We start from the raw sequence: 24,002 nt of genomic DNA, 5'->3' as shown, positions 1-24,002 counted from the left end.
AAAAAGTTGCGTTTTTGCATACCTATTATTATATAAGTTAATAGGTATTTACTTTATTGGATACAATAAAGATAAGACTTAAAACTTAATAAGGGAGGGAAGTATAATGAAAAAAGAGCAACTTGTAGCTGATCTTGAAGCACTTTGTGCTCCTATAGTTGAAGAAAAAGGATATGATTTATATCATATAGAATATGTAAAAGAAAATAATGAATACTATTTAAGATTATATATAGAAAAGCCAGAGGAAAGAATTTCTCTAAGAGATTGTGAAATTGTAAGTAGAGCATTAAGTGAAATGCTAGATATAGAAGATCCAATAAAGGATGCTTACTTCTTAGAAGTTTCATCACCAGGATTAAACAGAAATTTACATAGTGATGATCATTTTAATAGATTTATTGGAAGTGAAGTATTTGTTGGATTTAAGAGTTCTTTAAGTGGTAGAAAAAACGTAAAAGGAATTCTTAAAGATGTACAAGAAGACAACATAGTAGTTGAATGTGAAGGGAATGACATTAAAGTTCCTAAAGATAAAATTAAAACAGCGAACCTTGAAGGGGAGATATAATTTAAGGAGGGTTTAAAAATGAATGAAGAATTTCTAGGGGCATTATCTGAAATAGTAAAAGAGAAAGGTATTTCAGTAGAGGCTTTATTAGAAACTATAGATGATGCTATAATAGCAGCTTATAAGAAAAACTTTTCAAACTCAGGAACAACTGCACAAAATGTAAAGGTAAAACGTGATGAGAAAACAGGAGAAATCCATGTTTATGCTCAAAAAGTTGTTGTTGAAGAAGTTTATGATGATGTAACAGAAATAAGCTTAGAAGATGCAAAGGCTGTTAGTGCTATTTATCAATTAGATGATATAGTAGAAATAGAAGTAACGCCTAAAAACTTTGGAAGAGTTGCTGCACAACTTGCTAAGCAAATGGTTATCCAAAGAATAAAAGAATCTGAGAGAAATGTAATCTATTCAGAATTTGCAGAAAAAGAGTTTGACATATTACCTGGTACAGTAATAAGAAAAGATAAAGGTAATGTATTTGTTGATTTAGGAAAAATAGAAGGTGTTTTAGGACCAAACGAACAAATGCCTACAGAAAAGTATAACTTCAATGAAAAATTACAATTATATGTAGTTGAAGTTAAAAAAACATCTAAAGGTGCTTCAGTATTATGTTCAAGAACACATCCAGGCTTAGTTAAAAGATTATTTGAATTAGAAGTTCCAGAAATATATGAAGGAATAGTTGAAATAAAGAGCATAGCTAGAGAAGCTGGATCAAGAACTAAAATAGCTGTTTACTCAAATGATGAATCAGTAGATGCTATGGGAGCTTGTGTTGGACCTAAGGGTGTTAGGGTTCAAAACATAGTTGATGAGCTTAAAAATGAAAAAATTGATATAATAAAATGGAGCAATGTTCCAGCTGAATATATATCAAATGCTTTAAGTCCAGCTAAAGTTATAAGCGTAGAAGCAGACGAAGAAACTAAATCAGCTAAGGTTATAGTTGAAGATAGTCAATTATCATTAGCTATAGGTAAAGAAGGACAAAACGTTAGATTAGCAGCTAAATTAACTGGTTGGAAAATAGACATAAAGAGCAAATCTAAAGCAGAAGAGTTATTAAAAGAAGAAAATGTTGTTGTTGAAGAAGAGATAATAATAGAAGAATAATAACTTCTAGACTTTGGAGGTGACAAAATGAAACCAAAAAAAATTCCGATGAGAATGTGCAATGGTTGCATGGAAATGAAGCCTAAAAAAGAAATGATAAGAATTGTTAAAAATGCTGAAGGTGAAGTTTCAGTAGATTTAACAGGGAAAAAGTCAGGTAGAGGGGCTTACATTTGTAAAAGTGTTGAATGTTTAGAAAAAGCATTTAAGGCAAAAAGATTAAACAAGAATCTTCAAACAAATATTGGAGATCAAGTCTATGATAGATTGAGAGATGAGATAGTGAATGGATAAATTTCTTAATTTTTTAGGACTTACTAAAAGAGCAGGAAAACTTTTGGAAGGTTATAATAAATGTGAAGAGGAAATGAAAAGAAGTAAAATTTATCTTTTTATTTTTTCAGACAGTATTTCAAGTCGTTCAAAAGAAAAATTTATTAAGTACTGTGAACAGTACAACATACCATATGTTGATAATTTCTCAAAAGAGGAGTTAGGATATAGTATTGGTAGATATGAAATCAATATACTAGGAGTAACTGATGAGAATATGGCAAATAAACTTTTATCATATTCTAATAATAATTAGTTCATCTAAAATTTTTCGGGGGTGAATATATGTCAAAAATAAGAGTTTATGAATTGGCAAAAGAAATAAGAGTTCCAAGTAAAGTTCTTATAAATGTATTAATGGATGAGTTCGGCGTTGAGGTTAAAAACCACATGAGCGTTATAGAAGATGAAGATGCTGCATTAATAAAAGAACTTTTAGCAGGTAGCGAAGGAAATAGCGAATTAGTTGAAGAGTATGAAGCTGAATTAGCTGAAGAAGTAAATAACGCTGCTAAGAAGAAGAAAAAGAGAAAGAAAAATGACGATGAAGATAATGACGAGCAAGATGTTGAAGTTATTGAAATCGGAAAGACTATAACAGTAAAAGAATTAGCTGAGAAATTAAATAAACCAGTTAATGATGTTATAAAAACTTTAATCTTTACAGGAGTAATGGCTGCTATAAACCAAGAAATTGACTTCGAAACAGCTGAAAAAGTTGCTGAAAAGTATGAGGTTGCAGTTTATGAAAAAGAAGAAGAAAATACTTTAGAAGAATTCGAAGAAGATACTGAAGTAGAAGAAGAAAATCTTGCTAAGAGACCACCAATCATAACAGTTATGGGTCACGTTGACCATGGTAAGACTTCATTACTTGATGCTATAAGAAAAGCAAAAGTAACAAGTACAGAGGCTGGTGGAATTACTCAACATATAGGTGCCTACACTGTTGAAGTAAATGGAGAAACTTTAACATTCTTAGATACACCAGGACATGAAGCTTTCACAGCAATGAGAGCTAGAGGTGCTCAAATAACAGACGTAGTTATCTTAGTTGTTGCAGCAGATGACGGAATCATGCCACAAACTGTAGAAGCTATAAACCACTGTAAAGCAGCTAATGTTCCTATGATAATAGCTATAAACAAAATGGATAGAGAAGGAGCTAACCCAGAAAGAGTTAAGCAAGAGTTAACTGAGCATGGATTAGTTGTTGAAGACTGGGGTGGAGATATAATCGCAGTACCAGTTTCAGCTAAAACTCAAGAGAACATTGATACTTTATTAGAAATGGTTCTTATAACTTCAGAGATGCAAGAGTTAAAAGCAGATGCTAGTAGAAGAGCTAAAGGTACAGTTGTTGAGGCTAAACTTGATAAGGGTAGAGGAGCAGTTGCTACATTATTAGTTCAAAATGGTACTTTAAATATGGGAGATTCAATAGTTGTTGGATCAACTTATGGAAGAATAAGAGCTATGTTTGATGATGCTGGTAAGAAAATAAAATCAGCAGGTCCATCAATTCCAGTAGAGATTTTAGGACTTTCAGAAGTTCCAGCTGCAGGAGATAGATTCACAGTTGTTAAAGATGAAAAGACTGCTAGAAACATGGCTGAAGCAAGAAAAGAAAAAGTAAGACAAGAAAATTTTGCAACTTCACATAGAGTTTCATTAGAAGATTTATATAGCCAAATAAAAGAAGGATCAGTTAAAGAACTTTCAGTTATAGTTAAAGCTGACGTTCAAGGATCTGTTGAAGCTATAAAAGCATCATTAGAAAAATTATCAACTGATGATGTAAAAGTAAGAGTTATACATGGTGCTGTTGGTGCTATAAGTGAAACAGACATAACACTAGCTGCAGCTTCTAATGCTATAGTTATCGGATTTAATGTTAGACCAGATAACAATGCAATTTCAACTGCTGAGAGAGATGGTGTTGAAGTTAAAACTTACAGAATAATATACGATGCTATAGAAGATATTAAATCAGCTATGATTGGTATGTTAGATCCTGAATACAAAGAAGTTGTATTAGGAACTGCAGAAATCAGAGCAACTTACAAAATTTCTAACGTTGGAACAATTGCTGGTGGATATGTATTAACTGGTAAATTAGTTAGAAATGCAGATGTAAGAGTTATAAGAGAAGGTATCGTAATATTTGAATCTAAATTAGCATCATTAAAGAGATTTAAAGATGATGTTAAAGAAGTTAATGCTGGATATGAATGTGGATTCAGCGTAGAAAAATTCAATGATATTAAAGAAGGCGATATCATCGAAGCATACACTATGGAAGCTATAGAAAGAAAAGAACTTTAATTAAAGAGGTGATTTATATGGCTAACTTCAGAGGTAAAAGAATAAACGAAGAAGTAAGAAAAGAAGTAAGTGATATCATAAGAAACCAAATAAAAGACCCTAGACTAACAGCTATGGTAAGTGTAACTCATGTTGAAGTTACTAAAGACTTAAGATACGCTAAAGTTTTTGTTAGCCTATTCGCTAAAAATGAAGAAGAAAAAGAGGAAAGCTTAAAAGCTCTAAAAAGTTCAGCTGGATTCATAAGAAGAGAAGTTGGAAATAGAGTTAAGCTAAGAAGTACTCCTGAAATATTATTTGAAGAAGATAATTCTATAGATAATGCAATGTACATTGAATCATTGCTACACAAAATCAAGGAGAAATAAAAAATGAGATTTCATGATGTAATATCAATTATAAATAAAAGTGAAAAAATTGGTATAACATATCATGTATCTCCAGATGGTGATGCCTTGGGTAGTGTATTAGCACTACTTCAAGGTATCAGAAATTATGGTAAAGAAGCTTATGTTATCTCTAAGGACTTAGTCTCAGATAACCTAAGCTTTCTGCCTTATGCTGAGGAAATAACTGGAGAGGTTATAAAACCATCAGAAGATACAGATTGTGTTATAGTTTTAGATTGTGGAAACGTCGAGAGAATTTCTGCAGACTTAAGTGAATTCAAAGGAAACTTAGTAAACATAGACCATCATTTATCAAATGATAAATATGGTGATATTAACTATGTTGATACTGAAGCAGCAGCAACGGCTGAAATAATATTTATGTTATTAAAGGAATTAAAGATTGAGATTAATGAAGATATAGCTAAATGTTTATATACATCTTTAATAACAGATACAGGTTCTTTTAGATATTCAAATTCAACTGAAAGAACACATATAATAGCCGGTGAACTAGTCAACTATATAAAACATGATGAGATTCATAGAAATATATTTGATAATAAGCCTTTCGCTAAGATGAAATTAATGTCTTTAGTTTTAGGAGATATGGAGTTAGTTTGTAATAATAAAATAGTTCTTATGAGAATTACTAAAGAGATGTTAGATTCTATTGGAGAAGATGTACAAAATAGTTCAGATGTTGTATCCTTAGGAAACCAAATAAAAGGAGTAGAAGGATGTATACTTCTTAAAGAGGTAGATGAAGGAGTAAAAGTTAGTTTCAGATCAAAAGATGCTTTAGATGTTAGAAAGATTGCAGAAAACTTCGGTGGCGGTGGTCATACAAAGGCTGCAGGAGCATTCATTAAAGATGTAACTATGGATGAAGCTAAAAATAAAATATTAGAAATACTTGCAAAAGAGATGGTGTAACATATGAATGGAGTAATTAACATATATAAAAATACGGGAATGACTTCATTTGATGTTGTAGCCATGATAAGAAGAGTTGCAAAGATGAAAAAGGTAGGGCATACAGGGACTTTAGATCCAGCGGCTTCTGGAGTTTTACCTGTTTGTCTTGGAAAAGCTACAAAGATTATAGATTATATAATGGAAAATAAAAAGGTCTATAGAGTGAATTTAAAGCTTGGAATGATTACTGATACCTATGATCTAGAAGGGGAAGTTTTAAAGGAGAAGGATGCTTCGCACATAACAAAGGATGAAATATTAGAATGTATAAATTCTTTTGTAGGAACAATAGATCAAGTTCCACCTATGTATTCTGCTTTAAAACAAAATGGAGTAAGATTATATGAATTAGCGCGCCAAGGAATAGAGGTTCATAGAGAGGCTAGAAAAATTACTATTTATTCTATTGAAAATATAAAAATAGAATCAAATGATAATATACAGATGGATGTTTGTTGTTCTAAAGGAACATATATAAGAAGTCTTTGCTTTGACATTGGTGAAAAGTTAGATGTAGGAGCAACAATGACTGCTTTAGAGAGAATACAAAATGGTCCATTTACAAAGGAAGAAGCTATAAATATAGACGATTTAACAGAAGAGATTTTAGAAAAATATCTTATTTCTATAGAAGAAGCTTTGGATGACTTTGAAAAGATAACTGTAAATGAAAAATTTAGCAAGCTTTTAAGAAATGGCGTTAAAGTATTTGATAACAGGATGTATAGTAGAGATGTTGAATTAAATAAGCTATACAGAGTATATGAAGATAATGGTGTCTTTTTAGGATTAGGAAAAAGGGATGAAAAAGGATTTAAATTAGAGAAATTACTGATAGAGGAGTAGTCAATGATTTTAATAAACAATGATTTTAAGAGAGTGGTTCAAAAAAGTACCTATGTAGCTTTAGGTAGTTTTGATGGGATTCATAAAGGTCATTTAGCGTTAATAAATAAAAGTATTGAGTTATCTAAGAATAATGATTCATTAAGCATGATCTATACCTTTAAAAATCATCCAAGGACTTTTATAAATAAAGAAGAAGCTCCAAAGCTTATAAGTACTTTGAGCGAAAAAATAAAGATTCTTGAAGATTTAAAAGTTGATTTAAGTAGCTTTGTTGAATTTGATAAAAAGTTTATGAAGTTAGAGCCTGAAGAGTTTATAGATAATCTTATAAAGAACTATAATGTAAAGGGAATAGTTGTAGGTTTTAACTATAGATTTGGTCATAAGAATAAGGGGGATGTTAGATTGCTTAAGGAATTATGTAATCTAAAAGGAATAGAACTTTGTGTTATAGAACCATTTACATATAAATCAGAAGTTGTTAGCTCAACAAGAATAAGAAAAGCTTTATCAGAAGGTAAATTAGAGGATGCTAACAATATGCTAGGAAGATATTTTTCTTTAAGTGGTGAAGTAGTAAGTGGAAAAAAAATAGGTAGAACAATAGATTTTCCAACTGCTAATCTAAAAACTGATGAAAAAAGAATACTACCTAAAATAGGAGTTTACTATACTAATGTAGGTATTGATAAAAAAATTTATAAAGGGATAACCTCAGTAGGGAATAATCCTACGGTAAATGGTAAGAATATTACGGTAGAAACTCACATACTAAACTTTGATGAAGATATATATGGAAAGAATATAAAACTTTACTTTATAAGTAAAATAAGAAATGAAAAGAGATTTAATTCTTTGGAAGAATTAAAAGAACAGTTGATTAAGGATAAAAATTTCGCAGAAAAAAGTAACATAAAAATTTCTTTGTAATAAAGATTTACAAGAAAAGCGAGTTTTGATATAATCATATAGAACCTAACTCTAAGATTTAAGGGTAACCGTCTTTTTTCTTGGAACTAGGGGATAATTTTTCGGAGGTGTAACAATGGATAAAATGAGAAAACAAGAAATAATAGCTAAACATGCAAGACACGAAGGAGACACTGGTTCACCAGAGGTTCAAATCGCGTTATTAACAGAAAGAATAAACTCTTTAACTGATCACTTAAGAACACACAAAAAAGACCACCACTCAAGAAGAGGTCTTTTAATGATGGTTGGACAAAGAAGAGGTTTATTAAACTACCTATATGAGCAAGATATCGAAAGATACAGAGCTATAATCAAAGAATTAGGATTAAGAAGATAATTTAGTAGAGCGGGTTTTTTACCGCTCTATTATTTTAAAAATATTAATATTGTAAAATTTTAGTCTTTATATACCGAAAGGAGGTATTTATATGAATCATACACATGAAACTGTTATAGCAGGAAGACCAATGAAAGTTGAGTTCGGAAAATTAGGAATGCTTTCAGATGCTGCTATACTAATGAGTTATGGTGATACAGTAATATTAACAAATGTAAATGCATCAGAAAAACCAAGAGAGGGAATAGACTTTTTCCCACTAAGTGTTGAATATGAAGAAAGATTATATTCAGTTGGTAAAATACCAGGTGGATTCATAAAAAGAGAAGGAAAGCCTTCAGAAAAAGCTATACTAAATGGTAGAGCTATAGACAGACCTTTAAGACCTTTATTCCCAAAAGGATATAGAAATGATGTTCAAGTAGTATGTACAGTTGTTTCAGTAGAAAATGATAACCTTCCTGAAATATTAGCTATAAATGCTGCGTCAATGGCATTATGTTTATCAAGCATACCTTTTAATACTCCAGTAGCTGCAGTTCAAGTAGGATTAATCGGAGATGAATTCATATTAAACCCTACATCAAAGGAAAGAGAAGAAAGCTCACTTCAATTAACTGTTTGTGCAACTAAGGAAAGATCTATGATGATTGAAGCTGGTGGAGATGAAATCCCAGAAGAAACAATGATTAACGCTATCAAATTTGGTTTTGATAAGTGTCAAGATATAATAAAATTCCAAGAAGAAGCTATAAGTATGTTTGGTAAAGAGAAAAAAGTGCCAGAACTACATAAAGTACCAGCTGAAATAGAGGAAGCAGTAAAAGAATTCGCATTTGATATGATTAGTGAATCAATGCACATTACTGACAGAGATGAAAGAAATGCTGCTATGGATGATGTTAAAGCTAGAATAAATGCAGAATTTGAAGAAAAATATCCAGATAATATGTCTGATATTGGAGAAGCTGTTTACAACATTCAAAAAGAAGTTGTAAGACATATGCTTTTAAAAGAAGGCAAGAGACCAGATGGAAGAGCTTTCGATCAGGTTAGAAATATAGATTGTGAAGTTGGAATACTTCCAAGAACACATGGAACAGGCGTATTTACAAGAGGACTTACTCAAGTAATGACTGTTGCAACTTTAGGATCAATTAGTGAAATACAAATACTTGATGGTATAAGTGAAGAAGAGTCTAAGAGATATATGCATCACTATAACTTCCCAGCATACAGTGTAGGAGAAGTTAGACCATTAAGAGGACCTGGTAGAAGAGAAATAGGTCATGGAGCTTTAGCAGAAAGAGCTTTAGAACCGCTTATACCTTCAGAAGCTGAGTTCCCATATACAATAAGATTAGTATCAGAAGTTTTAAGTTCAAATGGATCTACTTCACAGGCTTCAGTTTGCGGTAGTACATTAGCTCTTCTAGATGCAGGTGTTCCAATAAAGAGACCAGCAGCAGGTATAGCTATGGGATTAATAACTTCAAAAGATTTAACAGAGGAAGAAGTTATAACAGATATTCAAGGTATAGAAGATTTCTTTGGAGATATGGACTTTAAAGTAGCTGGAACTGAAGAAGGAATAACTTCAATCCAAGTTGATACTAAGATAGCAGGACTTTCAGAGAAAGTTATACACGATGCCATTTACGGAGCAAGAAAAGCAAGATTAATGATCTTAGATAAGATTAAAGAATGCATACCAGCTCCTAGAGAAGAAGTTTCAAAATATGCACCTAAGACATCAACTTTACAAATAGATCCTGAAAAAATAAGAGATGTAATTGGTGCTGGTGGAAAAGTTATAAATAAAATAATAGCAGATACTGGTGTTAAGATAGACATAAAAGAAGATGGATTAGTTTATGTTTCATCATCTGAAACAGAAGGTGTTAAAGAAGCTATTAAAATAATTGAAGGTTTAACTAAAGAAGTTAAAGCCGGGGAAATTTACTTAGGTAAAGTTACAAAGATTGCCCAATTTGGTGCTTTTGTTGAAGTGTTACCTAATAAAGAAGGTTTAGTACACATTTCTAAGTTAGATGCTAAGAGAGTAGAAAAAGTTGAAGATATAGTATCTGTTGGAGATGAAATTCTAGTTAAGGTAACGGAAATAGATTCTCAAGGAAGAATAAATCTTTCAAGAAAAGATGCAATAAAAGAAGCTGAAGAAGAAAATAAACAGCAATAGTAAAAGGCAATTATTATTGCCTTTTTATTTTTTTCTTATTCATAAAGCTTACCTCTTTTAAGAGTAATTTGACATATATTTGTTAATAGTAACATATTATTTATTGTTTTAATAAATAAGTGGAGGTATGTTTTATGAGTAATAATATTAAATATTTGAGCGAAATAGAAAGATATGAAATTATAAATATAAATGATGGTGAAAAATATAGCGGACTTATAAATAATGATGTTATTATAGATGAAGAGGGAAAGCTAAAATATTTAATAGTAAATTTAGGTGGTGGAAAGTTTAATCTTTTTAACTCAGATGAATATTTAGAAATTGAGTGGGAAAATGTAAAAAGAATAGGCGCTAAAACCATAATATTAGATGTAGATAGCGATATGATAAGAAAAACAAAACTATAGGAGCGTGGGGATTTTGAAAATAGTAGTACAAAAATTTGGGGGTACTTCTGTATCAACTAAAGAAAGAAGAACTATGGTTGTAGAAAAAGTAAAAGAGGCAATAAATAAGGGATACGTACCGGTTGTTGTTGTATCTGCTATGGGAAGAAAAGGGGAGCCTTATGCAACTGATACACTTTTAGGACTAGTATCAGAAGAATTTAAAAAAGAAAATAAATTAGCTACAGACTTACTTATGGGATGTGGAGAGATCATAAGTACTGTTGTTATGAGTGATGAATTAAAAAATGCAAATATAGAAGCAGTTCCTTTAACAGGAGGAAATGCAGGAATACTTACAGATAATAATTATTCAAGTGCAGATTTTATAGATATAAATCCTAAATTAATATTAGATGTACTTAAAGAAGGAAAAGTTCCTGTTGTTGCTGGATTCCAAGGTGTTGACAGAAATGGATTTTTAACAACTTTAGGAAGAGGGGGTAGTGATACTACAGCAGCTGTGTTAGGAGTAGCATTAAAGGCTGAAGAGATTGAAATATATACAGATGTTGATGGAATAATGACTGCTGATCCAAGAATAGTTGGAGAGGCTGAGCTTATAAATAAAATAAGTTATAATGAAGTCTTCCAATTAGCAGACCAAGGGGCTAAAGTTATTCATCCAAGAGCCGTAGAAATAGCTATGAAAGGTAATGTTGCCTTAGTAATAAAGAACACTATGAGCTCTTGTGAAGGTACAATGATAGACAGTTTAGGAGATGTAAATAACACTAAGTTTATAACAGGAATAACTCATCAATCAAATAGAATACAAGTTTCTATAAAGTCTGATGAAAATAAAAATAATCCTAATTATAAGACTGTTTTAGAAAGTCTTGCAAATAATAAAATAAGCTTAGATTTAATAAATATTTTTCCTAAAGAAAAGGTGTTTACAATAGATTCAAAGGTTAAGGAATTATTTGAAAATATTATGGAAAAGAGCAATCTAAAGTATAGCTTAGTAGAAGATTTAAGTACTATAGCCATAGTTGGCTCAAGAATGAGAGGAATTCCTGGGGTTATGGCAAAAATAGTTGGAGCTTTAGATAAGGAAAATATAGAAGTTTTACAAACAGCAGATTCACATATGACAATATGGTGTCTTGTTGAAAGTAAAAATGTAAAAGAAGCTATAAAAGCACTTCATAGAGCTTTTATGAAATAATGTATATAAATTTCCTTTCTGTATAAAATAACAATGATACAGGAGGGAGATAAATGGAACATAATAAAGAAAATGAAAATAAAAATAAGAGTATAGAAGAAATAAAAGAAGTTGGAGCTATTTTGCCTGAAAACAAAAAGGAAGACTCTAACATACAAGTTCTGACAATAATAGGGCAGATTGAAGGTCATAGCGTCCAACCACCACAAACAAAAACAACTAAGTATGAACATATGATTCCTCAATTAATTGATTTAGAACAAAATGATAAAATAAAAGGCATATTATTTGTTTTAAATACCGTTGGAGGAGATGTAGAAGCCGGGTTAGCTATTGCTGAAATGATAAGAAGTTTAACTAAGCCAACAGTGTCATTAGTTATTGGAGGAGGACATTCTATAGGTGTTCCTTTAGCAACAGCATCACAATACTCTTTTATTTCACCATCAGCAACGATGATAGTACATCCTATAAGAATGAATGGGCTTGTAATAGGTGTTCCTCAAACATTTAAATATTTTAACAAAATGCAAGAGAGAATAAATGAATTTATAATAAGAACTTCAGGTATAAAGTTAGATGTACTTAAGGAAATGATGATGCAAACTGATGAGCTTTTAAATGATATGGGTACAATACTCGTTGGAGAAGAGGCTGTTCAGTGTGGATTAATAAACGAGGTTGGCGGTGTTAAAGAAGCCTTAGATAAATTAAATAGCTTAATAGAAGCTTATAATGCAGAACCATAGAATTTCTATGGTTCTATTTATGTAATATAAAAATATTTTGACAATTTATACTCTTTTATGTATATAATATTTTTTGGTACAAGTATTTTACCATTTTAAAATTAAAATAGGTGAGGTGATTTAGTTAAGTATGGCTGGGGGAAAAAAGAAAACCGCAACTAAGACTCAAAAAAAGAAAAATCAAAGCCAAATAAAAGTTACGGAAGAAATATATGCTTTAGTAGCTATATGTGTTTCGTTAATAGTTATGTTTAGTTTATATACTGATAAAGCAGGATATTTAAGTGTTATATCAAGAACTTTACTAATAGGTTTTTTTGGAGTTGGAGCTTTTTTTATTCCAATTTACATAATATATTTATGTACAAAGCTTTTCTTATTTAAAAGAGAAGTATTGTTTTCTAGAGTTGGATTAGGAATAACTATAGTATTAATAACCACTGTGCTAATTATTCAGACAGTAAATATAAATGACTATTATATCCAAGGTAGTTTATGGGGATCTATAAAAACAATATGGAATTCAGCAAATGAATGGCATGGAGGTATAGTTGGATTTTTAATAGTATTACCTTTATATAAATTAGTAGGTAAAATAGGACTTTTTGTAATTTTTATAACTCTATATCTTATCTCTTCAATGCTTATATTTGATTATAATTTAGTTTCAATAAGAAATTTCTTTGGTGGTGTTAAGGAAAAGGCTTCTAAAGTTAAACTTGTTGATAAAAAGTATGAGAAAGATGATTATATCAATTTAAAGAAAAAGGATGGTTCTTCTGAAGATAATAAGGAAATTAAGAAGGAAAATTCAAAAGAGGATAATCCAGAAGAAAATAATAAAATAAAGATATTAGATTTTATGAAGAATTCATCATTAAATGATATTAAAGATAAAGAAAATGCAAAGAATGATATTAAGATAAATCAATTCAAGCAAGAGTCTAAAATGCCTAGAGACTTAAGTTTAGATAATACAATAATAGAACAAAGAGGATTTAATTCAGATAATAACAATAGTGAAGAATCCATAGGAGAAGAAATATCAAATAATATAGCTAGTAAAAATCCACCGGTAGGAGCTAGTTATGTTGCACCAAATGCAGATTTATTAAACTTTAATGATAACAATGAATTAGATAAAGATGATAAAAAAGCATTATTAGCTAATGCAGCTAAGTTAGAAGAAACTCTTATGAGTTTTGGAGTAGAAGCTAAAATACTTCAAGTAACAAAAGGACCATCTGTTACTAGATTTGAGCTTCAACCTAAGGCGGGGATAAAGGTTAGTAAAATAGTTAACCTATCTGATGATATAGCTTTAGGATTAGCAGCTAAAGGGGTAAGAATAGAAGCACCTATTCCAGGAAAGGCTGCTATAGGTATTGAGGTACCTAATAAGGAACAAACACCAGTATTTTTTAGAGAAATTGTAGAATCAAAAGAATTTTTAGATAATAAGTTTAAGGTGGCATGTGCATTAGGAAAAGACATTACAGGTAAGGCTGTTGTTACAGATATAAGTAAGATGCCTCACGTGCTTATTGCAGGAGCAACTGGGTCTGGTAAGAGTGTATGTATAAATACTTTAATAGTAAGTATATTATATAAATATTCTCCAGATGAGGTTAAACTTTTAATGGTAGACCCTAAGGTTGTTGAATTAAATGTTTATAATGGAATTCCACATTTATTAATTCCAGTTGTTACAGAGCCTAAGAAGGCAGCCGCTGCATTAAACTGGGCTGTAAATGAGATGACTAGAAGATATAAGCTTTTTGCTGATAATGGAGTAAGAAATATAGAATCATATAATGCTTTATTTTCTAAGGGAGAAGTGCCTGAGAAGCTTCCTTATATAGTTATAATTGTAGATGAGCTTGCTGACCTTATGATGGCATGCCCTCATGATGTGGAAGATTATATATGTAGATTAGCACAAATGGCTAGAGCGGCTGGTATGCATTTGGTAATAGCTACTCAAAGACCATCTGTAGATGTAATTACAGGGGTAATTAAAGCTAATATACCATCTAGAATATCCTTTGCAGTTTCAAGCCAAATTGACTCAAGAACAATATTAGACTCAGCAGGAGCAGAAAAGCTATTAGGTAGAGGAGATATGTTATTCTATCCAGTAGGAGAATCTAAACCTCAAAGGGTTCAAGGTGCATTTATTTCAGAAGAAGAAGTTGAACATGTTGTATCCTTTATAAAGGAATCACAAAAAGATACTCAATATGAAGAGGATATATTAGAACATATAAATTCAGCCACAGTTGCTTCTGAAGGAAATGGTGATGGAGATAGAGATGAGCTTTTAGATGAAGCTATAGTAATAGTAGTTGAGAGTGGGCAAGCATCGGCTTCTTATTTACAAAGAAGATTAAGAATAGGATTTAATAGAGCGGCAAGGATAATAGAGGAACTAGAAGAATGCGGCGTTATTTCTGGAAGAGATGGAAGTAAACCAAGACAAATCCTAATTAGCAAAGATGAATTAGAAAATATGAAATAAAAACTTGTTTAATTTTAAAAAGAGTTTTAAAATAAGAAATATATATTTAAACGTAGGAGGAAGTAGATTTGGCGAAATATAAGGTAGGAATGGTGAGTTTAGGTTGTGATAAGAATAGAGTAGACTCAGAAATCATGCTTGGTATGGTTCAAAATGGGTATGAACTTACAAATAACCCAAAGGAAGCGGACATAATAATAGTAAACACTTGTGGGTTTATTGAAAAGGCTAAACAAGAATCCATAAACACAATATTAGATATGGCAAAATACAAAACAAGTCACAACTGTAAGTTACTTATAGCTACAGGCTGCTTAACTCAAAGATATGGTGATGAATTATTAGAATTAATGCCAGAAATAGATATAATGTTAGGTGTTAATGATTATACTAAAATAAATGAAGCCATAATGAACTTTATAAATGGAAATAGTAAGAAGGTTACAGCGACAAATTACAGTGATATATCAATTAATGAAGGATTAAGATTGATAACAACTGATAAGACAACTGCATATTTAAGAATTGCAGAAGGATGTAATAACTTCTGTACTTATTGTATTATTCCTAAAATAAGAGGTAAGTTTAGAAGTAGAACTTTAGAAAATATAATTGATGAAGCAAAAAAATTAGCTGAGAGTGGAGTAAAAGAGTTAATATTAATAGCTCAGGATACAACTAATTATGGTATAGATATATATGGCGAGAAGAGACTTCACTTAGTTTTAAGAGAATTAGCTAAAATTGAAGGAATAGAATGGATAAGAGTTCTTTATTGCTATCCAGAAGCTATATATGATGAACTAATTCAGGAAATTGCATCAAATAATAAAGTTTGTAATTATCTTGATCTACCTATACAACATATAAGCAATAATGTTTTAAAGAGAATGGGTAGAAAAACAACAAAAGAGGAAATAATAGAAAAGATTAATGCTTTAAGAGAAAGCATACCTAATATAGTTTTAAGAACTTCTTTAATTGTTGGGTTCCCAGGAGAATCTGAAGAAGATTTCAATGAGTTAAAAGAATTTATTGAAACAATAAAATTAGATAAAGTAGGGGTTTTCACTTACTCAAGAGAAGAAGGAACTCCAGCAGCTATAATGGAAGATCAAATAGATGAAGAAGTTAAAAAGACTAGAGAAGAAGAAATAATGTTACTTCAAAAAGAAGTATCAGAAGAAATTAATAAGAGCAAGGTTGATAGAAAATATAATGTTCTTATTGAAAAATTTAATGGGGAGTACTATATAGGAAGAAGCTATGAAATGGCTCCAGATATAGATGGATGTATTTATGTAAAAGGAAATGGAGCTAAAAAGGACCAATTCTGTAAAGTTAAAATTGAAAAGGCCTTAGAATATGATTTAGTAGGAGTTGTATGCAATGAATCTTGCAAATAAATTAACTTTGATTAGGATAGTTTTAGTTCCCGTATTTTTAGTATTTATAGCTTATCAAGACTTACCTTATGGTAGTATAATAGCAACTCTTATATTCATAATAGCATCTGTGACAGATCAACTAGATGGATATATAGCAAGATCAAGAAATCAAGTAACCAATTTCGGTAAGTTTATGGACCCTTTAGCGGATAAGTTATTAGTGACGGCAGCTTTAATATCTTTAGTAGAATTACAACTAGTTCCAGCATGGGCAGCAATTGTAATAATAGCTAGAGAGTTTGCTGTTTCTGGTTTAAGAACTATAGCGGCTTCAGAGGGTAAAGTTATAGCTGCTAGTTGGTGGGGAAAAATCAAAACTGTAATACAAATAATCGCTATAGTGCTTTTATTATTACAAGTAAACATAATTAATTCACCAGGAATTAAAGAATTAGTAGTGGGAAATAGTTTCTTAAGAAACTTCTTTATATATGTTCCCGATATATTCTTATACTTAGCTGTTGCAATAACAATAATTTCTGGAATAGATTACTTTATAAAAAATAAAAAGGTTATAAACACTTATAAATAAGGGTTTAAAAGTTAAAAAAAAGTCAATAATTAAAACATGAAGTTTTTTCTATAGCTTCATGTTAATGTTGACTTTTTTTTTGTATATATTATAATAATAATAGAACTTATGTTCGGTTATTTAAGGAGGTTAAGTATGGCAAATATAGATAAAGATAAATTAAAAGCTATTGAGATGGCGATGGGTCAAATAGAGAAACAATTCGGAAAGGGATCAGTAATGAAACTTGGAGAGCAAGGTGCTCCTCAAATGGATGCTGTTTCAACTGGATGTTTAGATCTTGATATAGCCTTAGGAATTGGTGGGGTACCAAAAGGAAGAATTATCGAGATATATGGACCAGAGAGTTCAGGTAAAACAACAGTGGCTCTACATGTAGTGGCAGAGGCTCAAAAAATAGGGGGAGCAGCAGCGTATATAGATGCTGAGCATGCTTTAGACCCAGTTTACGCAAGAAGATTAGGTGTTAATATAGATGATTTGGTTGTTTCACAACCAGATACAGGAGAACAGGCCTTAGAGATAACAGAAGCCTTAGTTAGATCAGGAGCTATAGATGTTTTAGTTGTTGACTCAGTTGCTGCCTTAGTACCAAGAGCTGAGATTGAAGGGGAAATGGGAGACTCTCATGTGGGACTTCAAGCTAGATTAATGTCTCAAGCTTTAAGAAAATTAACAGGAACAATAAATAAATCAAACTGTGTAGTAATATTCATAAACCAATTAAGAGAAAAAGTTGGTGTAATGTTCGGAAATCCAGAAACAACACCAGGTGGTAGAGCTTTAAAATTCTACGCATCAGTTAGAATGGATATAAGAAGAATTGATTCAATAAAACAAGGTGATGGAATAACTGGTAACAGAACAAGAGTTAAGGTTGTTAAAAATAAGGTTGCTCCTCCATTTAAGCAAGCTGAATTTGATATAATGTATAATGAAGGTATATCAAAAGAAGGTAACATAGTAGATGTTGGAGTAAAAGAAAATATAGTACAAAAAAGTGGTGCTTGGTTCTCATATGGAGATATAAGACTAGGCCAAGGTAGAGAAAATGCTAAGCAATATCTAAAAGAAAATCCATCAGTTGCATTAGATATAGAAAATCAAATAAGAGAAAAGTATGATTTACCTTTAGCTAAAGCAGTAGAAGCAGTAAAGGTAGAAGAAACTATTGAAGAATAATAAAAAAAGATAAGGATTTTTCCTTATCTTTTTTTTCATATTTTATGAATTTACACTATTAAAAATATGAAAATTCAGGTAGTTATGAATATGTTAACATTAATTAAAAGTTTCTACATTTTAAGGAAGTTAAAAAGTTATAAAAGCCCATTATATCTGGATTAGTATAAGAATAATTTTTGTTTTTTAGCATATAATATACGCAGGGGCTAACCTTGACATAAATATAAAATTACTATACAATAATAACAAATACTGGTTTATCATATTCAAGAAATTACAGTGAGAATAGTATGACACCTTTCTACGCGAAATGTTTTTTATAGAGAGAATAAGCGAGGAGGTGTTTATATGGGAGTAGAAATACTTGTATTAATAGGAATAATAATATTAGGGGTAGTAGGGTTTATTCAATACACTCTTATACAAAAAGCTTCAAAAAATAAGGTGGAAAGCTTAGAAAGAGAAGCGAGTGCAACTCTTGAGGAGGCTAAAAGAACAGCTGAATCTACAAAGAAAGAAGCCATATTAGAAGCAAAGGAAGAGGTACACAAACTAAGAGCAGATCTTGATAAAGAAACTCGTGACAGAAGAAATGAGATTCAAAGGTTTGAAAGAAGACTTATCCAAAGGGAGGAGTCATTAGATAAAAAGAGTGAAATGCTTGAAAAAAGAGAAGATAGCATGAACAAAAAATCTATAGAAATTCAAGAACTTGAAGAACGTGTGCAAAGTTTATACGGTGAACAAAGAGCTGAACTTGAAAGAATATCAAATCTTTCAGGAGAAGACGCAAGAACATTATTATTAGATGAAGTAAGAAAAGAAATAAAACATGAATCAGCTATGCTGATTAAAGAACTTGAGACTAAGGCCAAAGAAGAAGCTGATAAAAAATCAAGGGAAATAATTACTACTGCTATTCAAAGATGTGCGGCAGACCATGTTTCTGAGACTACAGTTCATGTTGTTGCCTTACCTAATGATGAGATGAAAGGAAGAATCATCGGTAGAGAAGGTAGAAACATAAGAACTTTAGAAACATTAACAGGAGTTGACTTAATAATAGATGATACTCCAGAAGCTGTTATTCTTTCAAGCTTCGATCCAATAAGAAGAGAAGTTGCAAGAATAGCTTTAGAAAAATTAATTGTAGATGGAAGAATTCATCCAGCTAGAATTGAAGAAATGGTAGAAAGAGCTATTAAAGATGTAGAAAATGACATTAAGGAAGAGGGAGAACAAGCAACTTTCGAAACTGGTGTTCATGGATTACATCCAGAAATAATTAAGCTTCTAGGAAGACTAAAGTACAGAACAAGTTATGGTCAAAATGTTTTAAAACATTCAATAGAGGTTTCATATTTAGCAGGATTAATGGCATCTGAATTAGGTTTAGATGTGAATCTAGCTAGAAGAGCAGGTCTTTTACATGATATAGGTAAAGGAGTTGATCAAGAATATGAGGGTCCTCATGCCGTTATTGGTGGAGAACTTGCAAAGAAATATCATGAGTCAGCAGCTGTAGTCAATGCTATAGGAGCTCACCATGGTGATGAAGAAATGCAAACTCTTGAAGCAATACTTGTTCAAGCGGCAGATGCTATATCAGCAGCTAGACCAGGAGCAAGAAGGGAAACTTTAGAAGCTTACATTAAGAGATTAGAAAAATTAGAAGAAATAGCTACTTCATATGAAGGTGTAGAAAAGTCATATGCCATTCAAGCTGGAAGAGAAATTAGAATTATGGTTAAACCAGATCAAGTTGATGATGCAGGGGCAATTGAGATGGCGAGAAATATTGTTAAGAAGATAGAAGAACAATTAGAGTATCCAGGTCAAATCAAGATAAATGTAATAAGAGAGACTCGTGCAGTTGACTATGCTAAATAAATGAATATATAAAATACATTTTGTTTACAAAATGTATTTTTTTAATTAACTCTACTGCAACAATTACAGTAGAGTTTTATTATTGCTTAAAATAAATATTTTAAAATTCTTTTAAAAATTTCATTTGTTCAAGAAGGAATTAGAAAACTTATATAGAATATTATTATGTAAGGGAAAACGTTAACTATTTAAATGTAAACGTATCCTAAAAATGTCTAGGAGGTTTATATAATGGAAGTATTAAAGGTATCAACTAAATCAAATCCGAATTCAGTAGCAGGTGCACTAGCAGCCATAATAAAAGAAAGAAATACTGTAGAGATACAAGCAGTAGGGGCAGGTGCCATAAATCAAGCAGTTAAAGCTATAGCTATAGCTAGAGGCTTTGTAGCACCAAGTGGAAAAGATATAGTTTGTATTCCTGCATTCACAGACATCGAAATAGATGGTGAAGAAAGAACAGCTATAAAGCTTATAATACAGCCAAGATAAAAGTTTAGAGGTGCTCTAAATTTGGTAAATAAATAGATGCTGCTATGAGTAATTTTACTTGTAGTAGCATTTTTTATTGGTTTACTTTAAATAATAAAAGTGATATATTGAAAGCGTAATTAAATTAAAAAATAAGCAGTAAAGAGGGGATTAGATGATATTATCTAGAAAAGCACAAAGTATTGGGGCATCATTAACTTTAGCCTTAACAGCTAAGGCTGGAGAGCTAAAAAAAGAAGGAATCGATGTAGTAAGTTTTGGAGTAGGTGAGCCAGATTTTAATACTCCTAAAAATATAATAGAAGCTGCTACTAGAGCTATGGAAGAAGGAAAGACAAAATATACAGCAACATCTGGAATAGTAGAATTAAAAGAAGCCATAGCAAAAAAATTACATGATGATAATAGATTGAATTATGGAGTTAAAAATATAATTGTTTCAACAGGAGCTAAACAATCTCTAGCAAATGTATTTATGGCAATTTTAAATCCGGGTGATGAGGTAATAATACCAGTACCTTATTGGGTAAGTTACCCTGAATTAGTTAAGTTAAGTGATGGAGTTCCTATTTTTATAGAAACAAAGAAAGAAAATGATTTTAAGGTAACTTATGATGAATTAAAGTCAGTTTTAAGTGATAAAACAAAGGCTATAGTTTTAAATTCACCAAATAATCCAACAGGAACTTTATATTCAAAAAATGATTTAGAGGTTATTGCAAAATTTGCTGAGGAAAATGACCTTATAATAATCTCTGATGAAATATATGAAAAACTTATATATGGAAAAGAAGAACACATAAGTATTGCTTCTTTAAATGAAGATGCTTTTAAAAGAACTGTTGTTATAAATGGATTTTCAAAAGCATATGCAATGACAGGATGGAGAATTGGTTATGCAGCTTGCTATAATGAAGAGTTAGTTAGAGTAATGAACAATATTCAAAGCCATATAACATCAAATACAAATAGTATAGCTCAGTTTGCAGCTTTAGAAGCTTTAACGGGTGATCAAAAAACTATAGAGGAAATGGTTAAAGAATTTAGTTCAAGAAGAAATCTTATGATAGAACTTATAAGTGATATAAATGAACTTACATTTATAGAGCCTAAAGGTGCTTTTTATGTAATGATTGATATATCTAAGGTTTTAGAAAAAGGTAATATACAAGGTTCAATGGAATTTGCTAACATGTTATTAAAAGAAGAAAATGTTGTTGTAATACCGGGAATAGCTTTTGGAGAAGATAATTTTATAAGATTATCTTATGCTACTTCTAAAGAGGAAATAATTAAGGGCTTAAAAAGAATAAAAAAATTTGTTGACAAAATAATGAATAGAAATTAATCTTTTTTTTAAGTTGTTGAAATTTTCTAAAAAAATGAGTATAATTAAGAAGTTAGTATTGTTAAATAACAAATAAAAGTAGAAGTAAAGAGGTGTTTATAATGGTAACTAAAGAAGTTATAGTTAAAAATTCAACAGGCTTACATGCTAGACCAGCAACTTTACTAGTAAAAAAAGCTTCAGCTTTCAAATCAGACATAAGCTTAGAGTACAATGGAAAAAAAGCTAATGTTAAGAGCTTAATTGGAGTTTTATCATTAGGAGTTTCTAAAGATGCTAATGTTAAGGTTATCGCTAGTGGTGATGATGAAGCTTTAGCAGCTGAAGAAATAGCTAAGTTAATTGAAAATTTAGAAGAGTAATCTTCGTAAAAGGATTCCATAAGGAATCCTTTTATTTTTTATAAATTTACATAATAATTTTATAGAGTTTTTCAAAAACTATAAATATAGACAAAATACGTACATTGACATATAAAATATATATCTTTCATGGCATTAAACAAGAAAAACACGAATGATAAACAAAAAACTTATAAATTTATTTATATTATACTTATCTTATGGTATAATATAGACATAATTAGTATTGCTGCTTTAGGAGGGTACAAAGTGAAAAATTTATATAGCACACCATTAAATTCAAGATATGCGTCAAAGGAAATGTCATATATTTTCTCAGATGATATGAAATTCTCAACATGGAGAAAATTATGGGTAGCTCTAGCAGAGGGCGAAAAAGAATTAGGTTTAAATATAACTGATGAGCAAATAGAAGAGCTTAAAAGCCATATTTCAGATATAAACTATGAAGAAGCAATAAAGAAGGAAAAAGAAGTAAGACATGATGTTATGAGTCATGTTCATGCATATGGACTTCAATGTCCTTCAGCAAAAGGTATAATACATTTAGGAGCTACGAGCTGCTACGTTGGAGATAACACAGACGTAATAATAATGAGAGATGCTTTATTATTAATAAAGAAAAAAATAGTTGCAGTTTTAAATAACTTAAGAAAGTTTGCATTAGAATATAAAGATATGCCTACTTTAGGATTTACTCATTTCCAACCAGCACAGCTTACTACAGTTGGTAAAAGAGCTACATTATGGATGCAAGATTTAGTAATGGATATGGAGAACATAGATTTCTTATTATCAACTTTAAAATTAAGAGGAGTAAAAGGAACTACAGGAACTCAAGCAAGCTTTATGAACCTTTTTGAAGGAGATCAAAGCAAAGTTAAGGCTTTAGATAAGATTGTTGCTGAAAAGATGGGATTTGAAAAGAGTTTTGGAGTTACTGGTCAAACATATCCAAGAAAATTAGATTCTATAATCTTAAATACATTATCAGAAGTTGCACAAAGTGCATATAAATTCTCAAATGACTTAAGATTACTTCAAAGCATGAAAGAAGTAGAAGAACCATTTGAAAAGAATCAAATAGGATCATCAGCTATGGCTTATAAGAGAAATCCTATGAGAAGTGAAAGAATGGGTGCCTTAGCTAGATACGTTATAGTAGATGCTTTAAACCCAGCTATAACTGCTTCAACTCAATGGTTTGAAAGAACTTTAGATGATTCAGCTAACAAGAGAATCGCTGTTGCAGAAGCTTTCTTAGCTTTAGATGGTGTTTTAAATCTTTATATTAATATTGCTGAGAACATGGTTGTTTATGATAAAGTTATTGCAGCTCATGTAAATCAAGAGTTACCATTTATGGCAACTGAGAACATAATGATGGAATCAGTTAAAAAAGGCGGAGATAGACAAGAACTTCATGAAAGAATAAGAGTTCATTCTATGGATGCAGCACAAAGAGTTAAAGGTGAAGGACTTAATAATGACTTAATAGAAAGAATTATAAATGATGATTCATTTAATCTTTCAGAGGAAGAAATTATCGCTATAATAGATCCAGTTAAGTTCGTTGGTAGAGCTCCAAGTCAAGTTGTGGAGTTCATAGATGAATATGTAGATCCTATAATAGAAGCTAATAAAGATGCAGCTAACTTAAGTAGTAACATAACAGTTTAATATAAAGTTAATTAAGAAGCTATTAGAGAGATTCTATCTAATAGCTTTTTTCTTATGCATTCTCATATAAAGGGCTTTATTTAAAACTATAATATTAAATTATTT

The 24,002-nt window shown here is 30.7% G+C and carries 23 protein-coding genes; all 23 read left to right on the top strand.

Annotated features, from left to right (window positions below; genetic code table 11):
- Positions 1–106: 106 nt before the first annotated feature.
- The 23 genes from rimP (at position 107) to purB (ending at position 23,897) form a co-directional block, all read left to right on the top strand.
- Positions 107–571, top strand: coding sequence for a ribosome maturation factor RimP (gene rimP, locus OIF33_RS02740; RefSeq protein WP_322502694.1), 465 nt, complete (start codon positions 107–109; stop codon positions 569–571).
- Between the two features lie 18 nt (positions 572–589).
- Positions 590–1,690: a transcription termination factor NusA gene (gene nusA / locus OIF33_RS02735; RefSeq protein WP_322502693.1), complete on the top strand. Its 1,101-nt coding sequence runs from the start codon at positions 590–592 to the stop codon at positions 1,688–1,690.
- Between the two features lie 27 nt (positions 1,691–1,717).
- On the top strand, positions 1,718–1,984 hold the full coding sequence (gene rnpM / locus OIF33_RS02730) for an RNase P modulator RnpM (RefSeq protein WP_322502692.1): 267 nt from the start codon (positions 1,718–1,720) through the stop codon (positions 1,982–1,984).
- Positions 1,977–2,279: a ribosomal L7Ae/L30e/S12e/Gadd45 family protein gene (locus OIF33_RS02725; protein WP_322502691.1), complete on the top strand. Its 303-nt coding sequence runs from the start codon at positions 1,977–1,979 to the stop codon at positions 2,277–2,279. Before rnpM ends, OIF33_RS02725 begins: the two co-directional genes overlap by 8 nt.
- Before the next feature lie 29 nt (positions 2,280–2,308).
- The gene (infB, locus tag OIF33_RS02720) at positions 2,309–4,348 is read left to right on the top strand and encodes a translation initiation factor IF-2 (RefSeq protein WP_322502690.1); all 2,040 of its coding nucleotides are present in this window, start codon (positions 2,309–2,311) and stop codon (positions 4,346–4,348) included.
- 17 nt (positions 4,349–4,365) lie between these two features.
- Positions 4,366–4,716, top strand: a complete 351-nt coding sequence (gene rbfA, locus OIF33_RS02715; RefSeq protein WP_322502689.1) for a 30S ribosome-binding factor RbfA — start codon at positions 4,366–4,368, stop codon at positions 4,714–4,716.
- 3 nt (positions 4,717–4,719) lie between these two features.
- Entirely contained in the window at positions 4,720–5,673 is a 954-nt protein-coding gene (locus OIF33_RS02710; protein WP_322502688.1) for a bifunctional oligoribonuclease/PAP phosphatase NrnA, read from the top strand.
- Between the two features lie 3 nt (positions 5,674–5,676).
- Positions 5,677–6,561, top strand: coding sequence for a tRNA pseudouridine(55) synthase TruB (gene truB, locus OIF33_RS02705; protein WP_322502687.1), 885 nt, complete (start codon positions 5,677–5,679; stop codon positions 6,559–6,561).
- Between the two features lie 3 nt (positions 6,562–6,564).
- Positions 6,565–7,494 (top strand): bifunctional riboflavin kinase/FAD synthetase, encoded by a 930-nt coding sequence (locus tag OIF33_RS02700; RefSeq protein ID WP_322502686.1) that lies wholly within the window; start codon positions 6,565–6,567, stop codon positions 7,492–7,494.
- Positions 7,495–7,609: 115 nt separating this feature from the next.
- A complete protein-coding gene (gene rpsO / locus OIF33_RS02695) occupies positions 7,610–7,873 on the top strand; it encodes a 30S ribosomal protein S15 (protein WP_322502685.1) in 264 nt (87 codons plus the stop codon).
- Positions 7,874–7,964: 91 nt separating this feature from the next.
- On the top strand, positions 7,965–10,073 hold the full coding sequence (locus OIF33_RS02690; protein ID WP_322502684.1) for a polyribonucleotide nucleotidyltransferase: 2,109 nt from the start codon (positions 7,965–7,967) through the stop codon (positions 10,071–10,073).
- A 134-nt stretch (positions 10,074–10,207) separates the two neighbouring features.
- Positions 10,208–10,483, top strand: coding sequence for a YlmC/YmxH family sporulation protein (locus OIF33_RS02685; RefSeq protein WP_322502683.1), 276 nt, complete (start codon positions 10,208–10,210; stop codon positions 10,481–10,483).
- Between the two features lie 13 nt (positions 10,484–10,496).
- A complete protein-coding gene (gene dapG, locus OIF33_RS02680) occupies positions 10,497–11,693 on the top strand; it encodes an aspartate kinase (protein ID WP_322502682.1) in 1,197 nt (398 codons plus the stop codon).
- Between the two features lie 53 nt (positions 11,694–11,746).
- Positions 11,747–12,442: a ClpP family protease gene (locus OIF33_RS02675; RefSeq protein WP_322502681.1), complete on the top strand. Its 696-nt coding sequence runs from the start codon at positions 11,747–11,749 to the stop codon at positions 12,440–12,442.
- A 130-nt stretch (positions 12,443–12,572) separates the two neighbouring features.
- A complete protein-coding gene (locus OIF33_RS02670; protein WP_322502680.1) occupies positions 12,573–14,960 on the top strand; it encodes a DNA translocase FtsK in 2,388 nt (795 codons plus the stop codon).
- Between the two features lie 68 nt (positions 14,961–15,028).
- Positions 15,029–16,366, top strand: coding sequence for a 30S ribosomal protein S12 methylthiotransferase RimO (gene rimO / locus OIF33_RS02665; protein WP_322502679.1), 1,338 nt, complete (start codon positions 15,029–15,031; stop codon positions 16,364–16,366).
- Positions 16,350–16,940, top strand: coding sequence for a CDP-diacylglycerol--glycerol-3-phosphate 3-phosphatidyltransferase (gene pgsA / locus OIF33_RS02660; protein WP_322502678.1), 591 nt, complete (start codon positions 16,350–16,352; stop codon positions 16,938–16,940). The genes rimO and pgsA overlap by 17 nt, the downstream gene beginning before the upstream one ends.
- 135 nt (positions 16,941–17,075) lie before the next feature.
- Positions 17,076–18,122 (top strand): recombinase RecA, encoded by a 1,047-nt coding sequence (gene recA / locus OIF33_RS02655; RefSeq protein WP_322502677.1) that lies wholly within the window; start codon positions 17,076–17,078, stop codon positions 18,120–18,122.
- A 351-nt stretch (positions 18,123–18,473) separates the two neighbouring features.
- Positions 18,474–20,015, top strand: a complete 1,542-nt coding sequence (gene rny, locus OIF33_RS02650; protein ID WP_322502676.1) for a ribonuclease Y — start codon at positions 18,474–18,476, stop codon at positions 20,013–20,015.
- Positions 20,016–20,246: 231 nt separating this feature from the next.
- The gene (locus tag OIF33_RS02645) at positions 20,247–20,507 is read left to right on the top strand and encodes a stage V sporulation protein S (protein ID WP_003459803.1); all 261 of its coding nucleotides are present in this window, start codon (positions 20,247–20,249) and stop codon (positions 20,505–20,507) included.
- Between the two features lie 154 nt (positions 20,508–20,661).
- Positions 20,662–21,855: a pyridoxal phosphate-dependent aminotransferase gene (locus OIF33_RS02640; RefSeq protein ID WP_322502675.1), complete on the top strand. Its 1,194-nt coding sequence runs from the start codon at positions 20,662–20,664 to the stop codon at positions 21,853–21,855.
- 101 nt (positions 21,856–21,956) lie between these two features.
- Positions 21,957–22,217, top strand: coding sequence for an HPr family phosphocarrier protein (locus OIF33_RS02635; RefSeq protein WP_003459789.1), 261 nt, complete (start codon positions 21,957–21,959; stop codon positions 22,215–22,217).
- Positions 22,218–22,466: 249 nt separating this feature from the next.
- Positions 22,467–23,897 (top strand): adenylosuccinate lyase, encoded by a 1,431-nt coding sequence (gene purB, locus OIF33_RS02630; protein WP_322502674.1) that lies wholly within the window; start codon positions 22,467–22,469, stop codon positions 23,895–23,897.
- Positions 23,898–24,002 lie beyond the last annotated feature (105 nt).

Source organism: Clostridium sp. LIBA-8841, from assembly GCF_034439435.1.
Classification (GTDB): domain Bacteria; phylum Bacillota; class Clostridia; order Clostridiales; family Clostridiaceae; genus Sarcina.
Note: the sequence above shows the minus strand (reverse complement) of the source record. Positions and strands in the feature narration are given on the sequence as shown.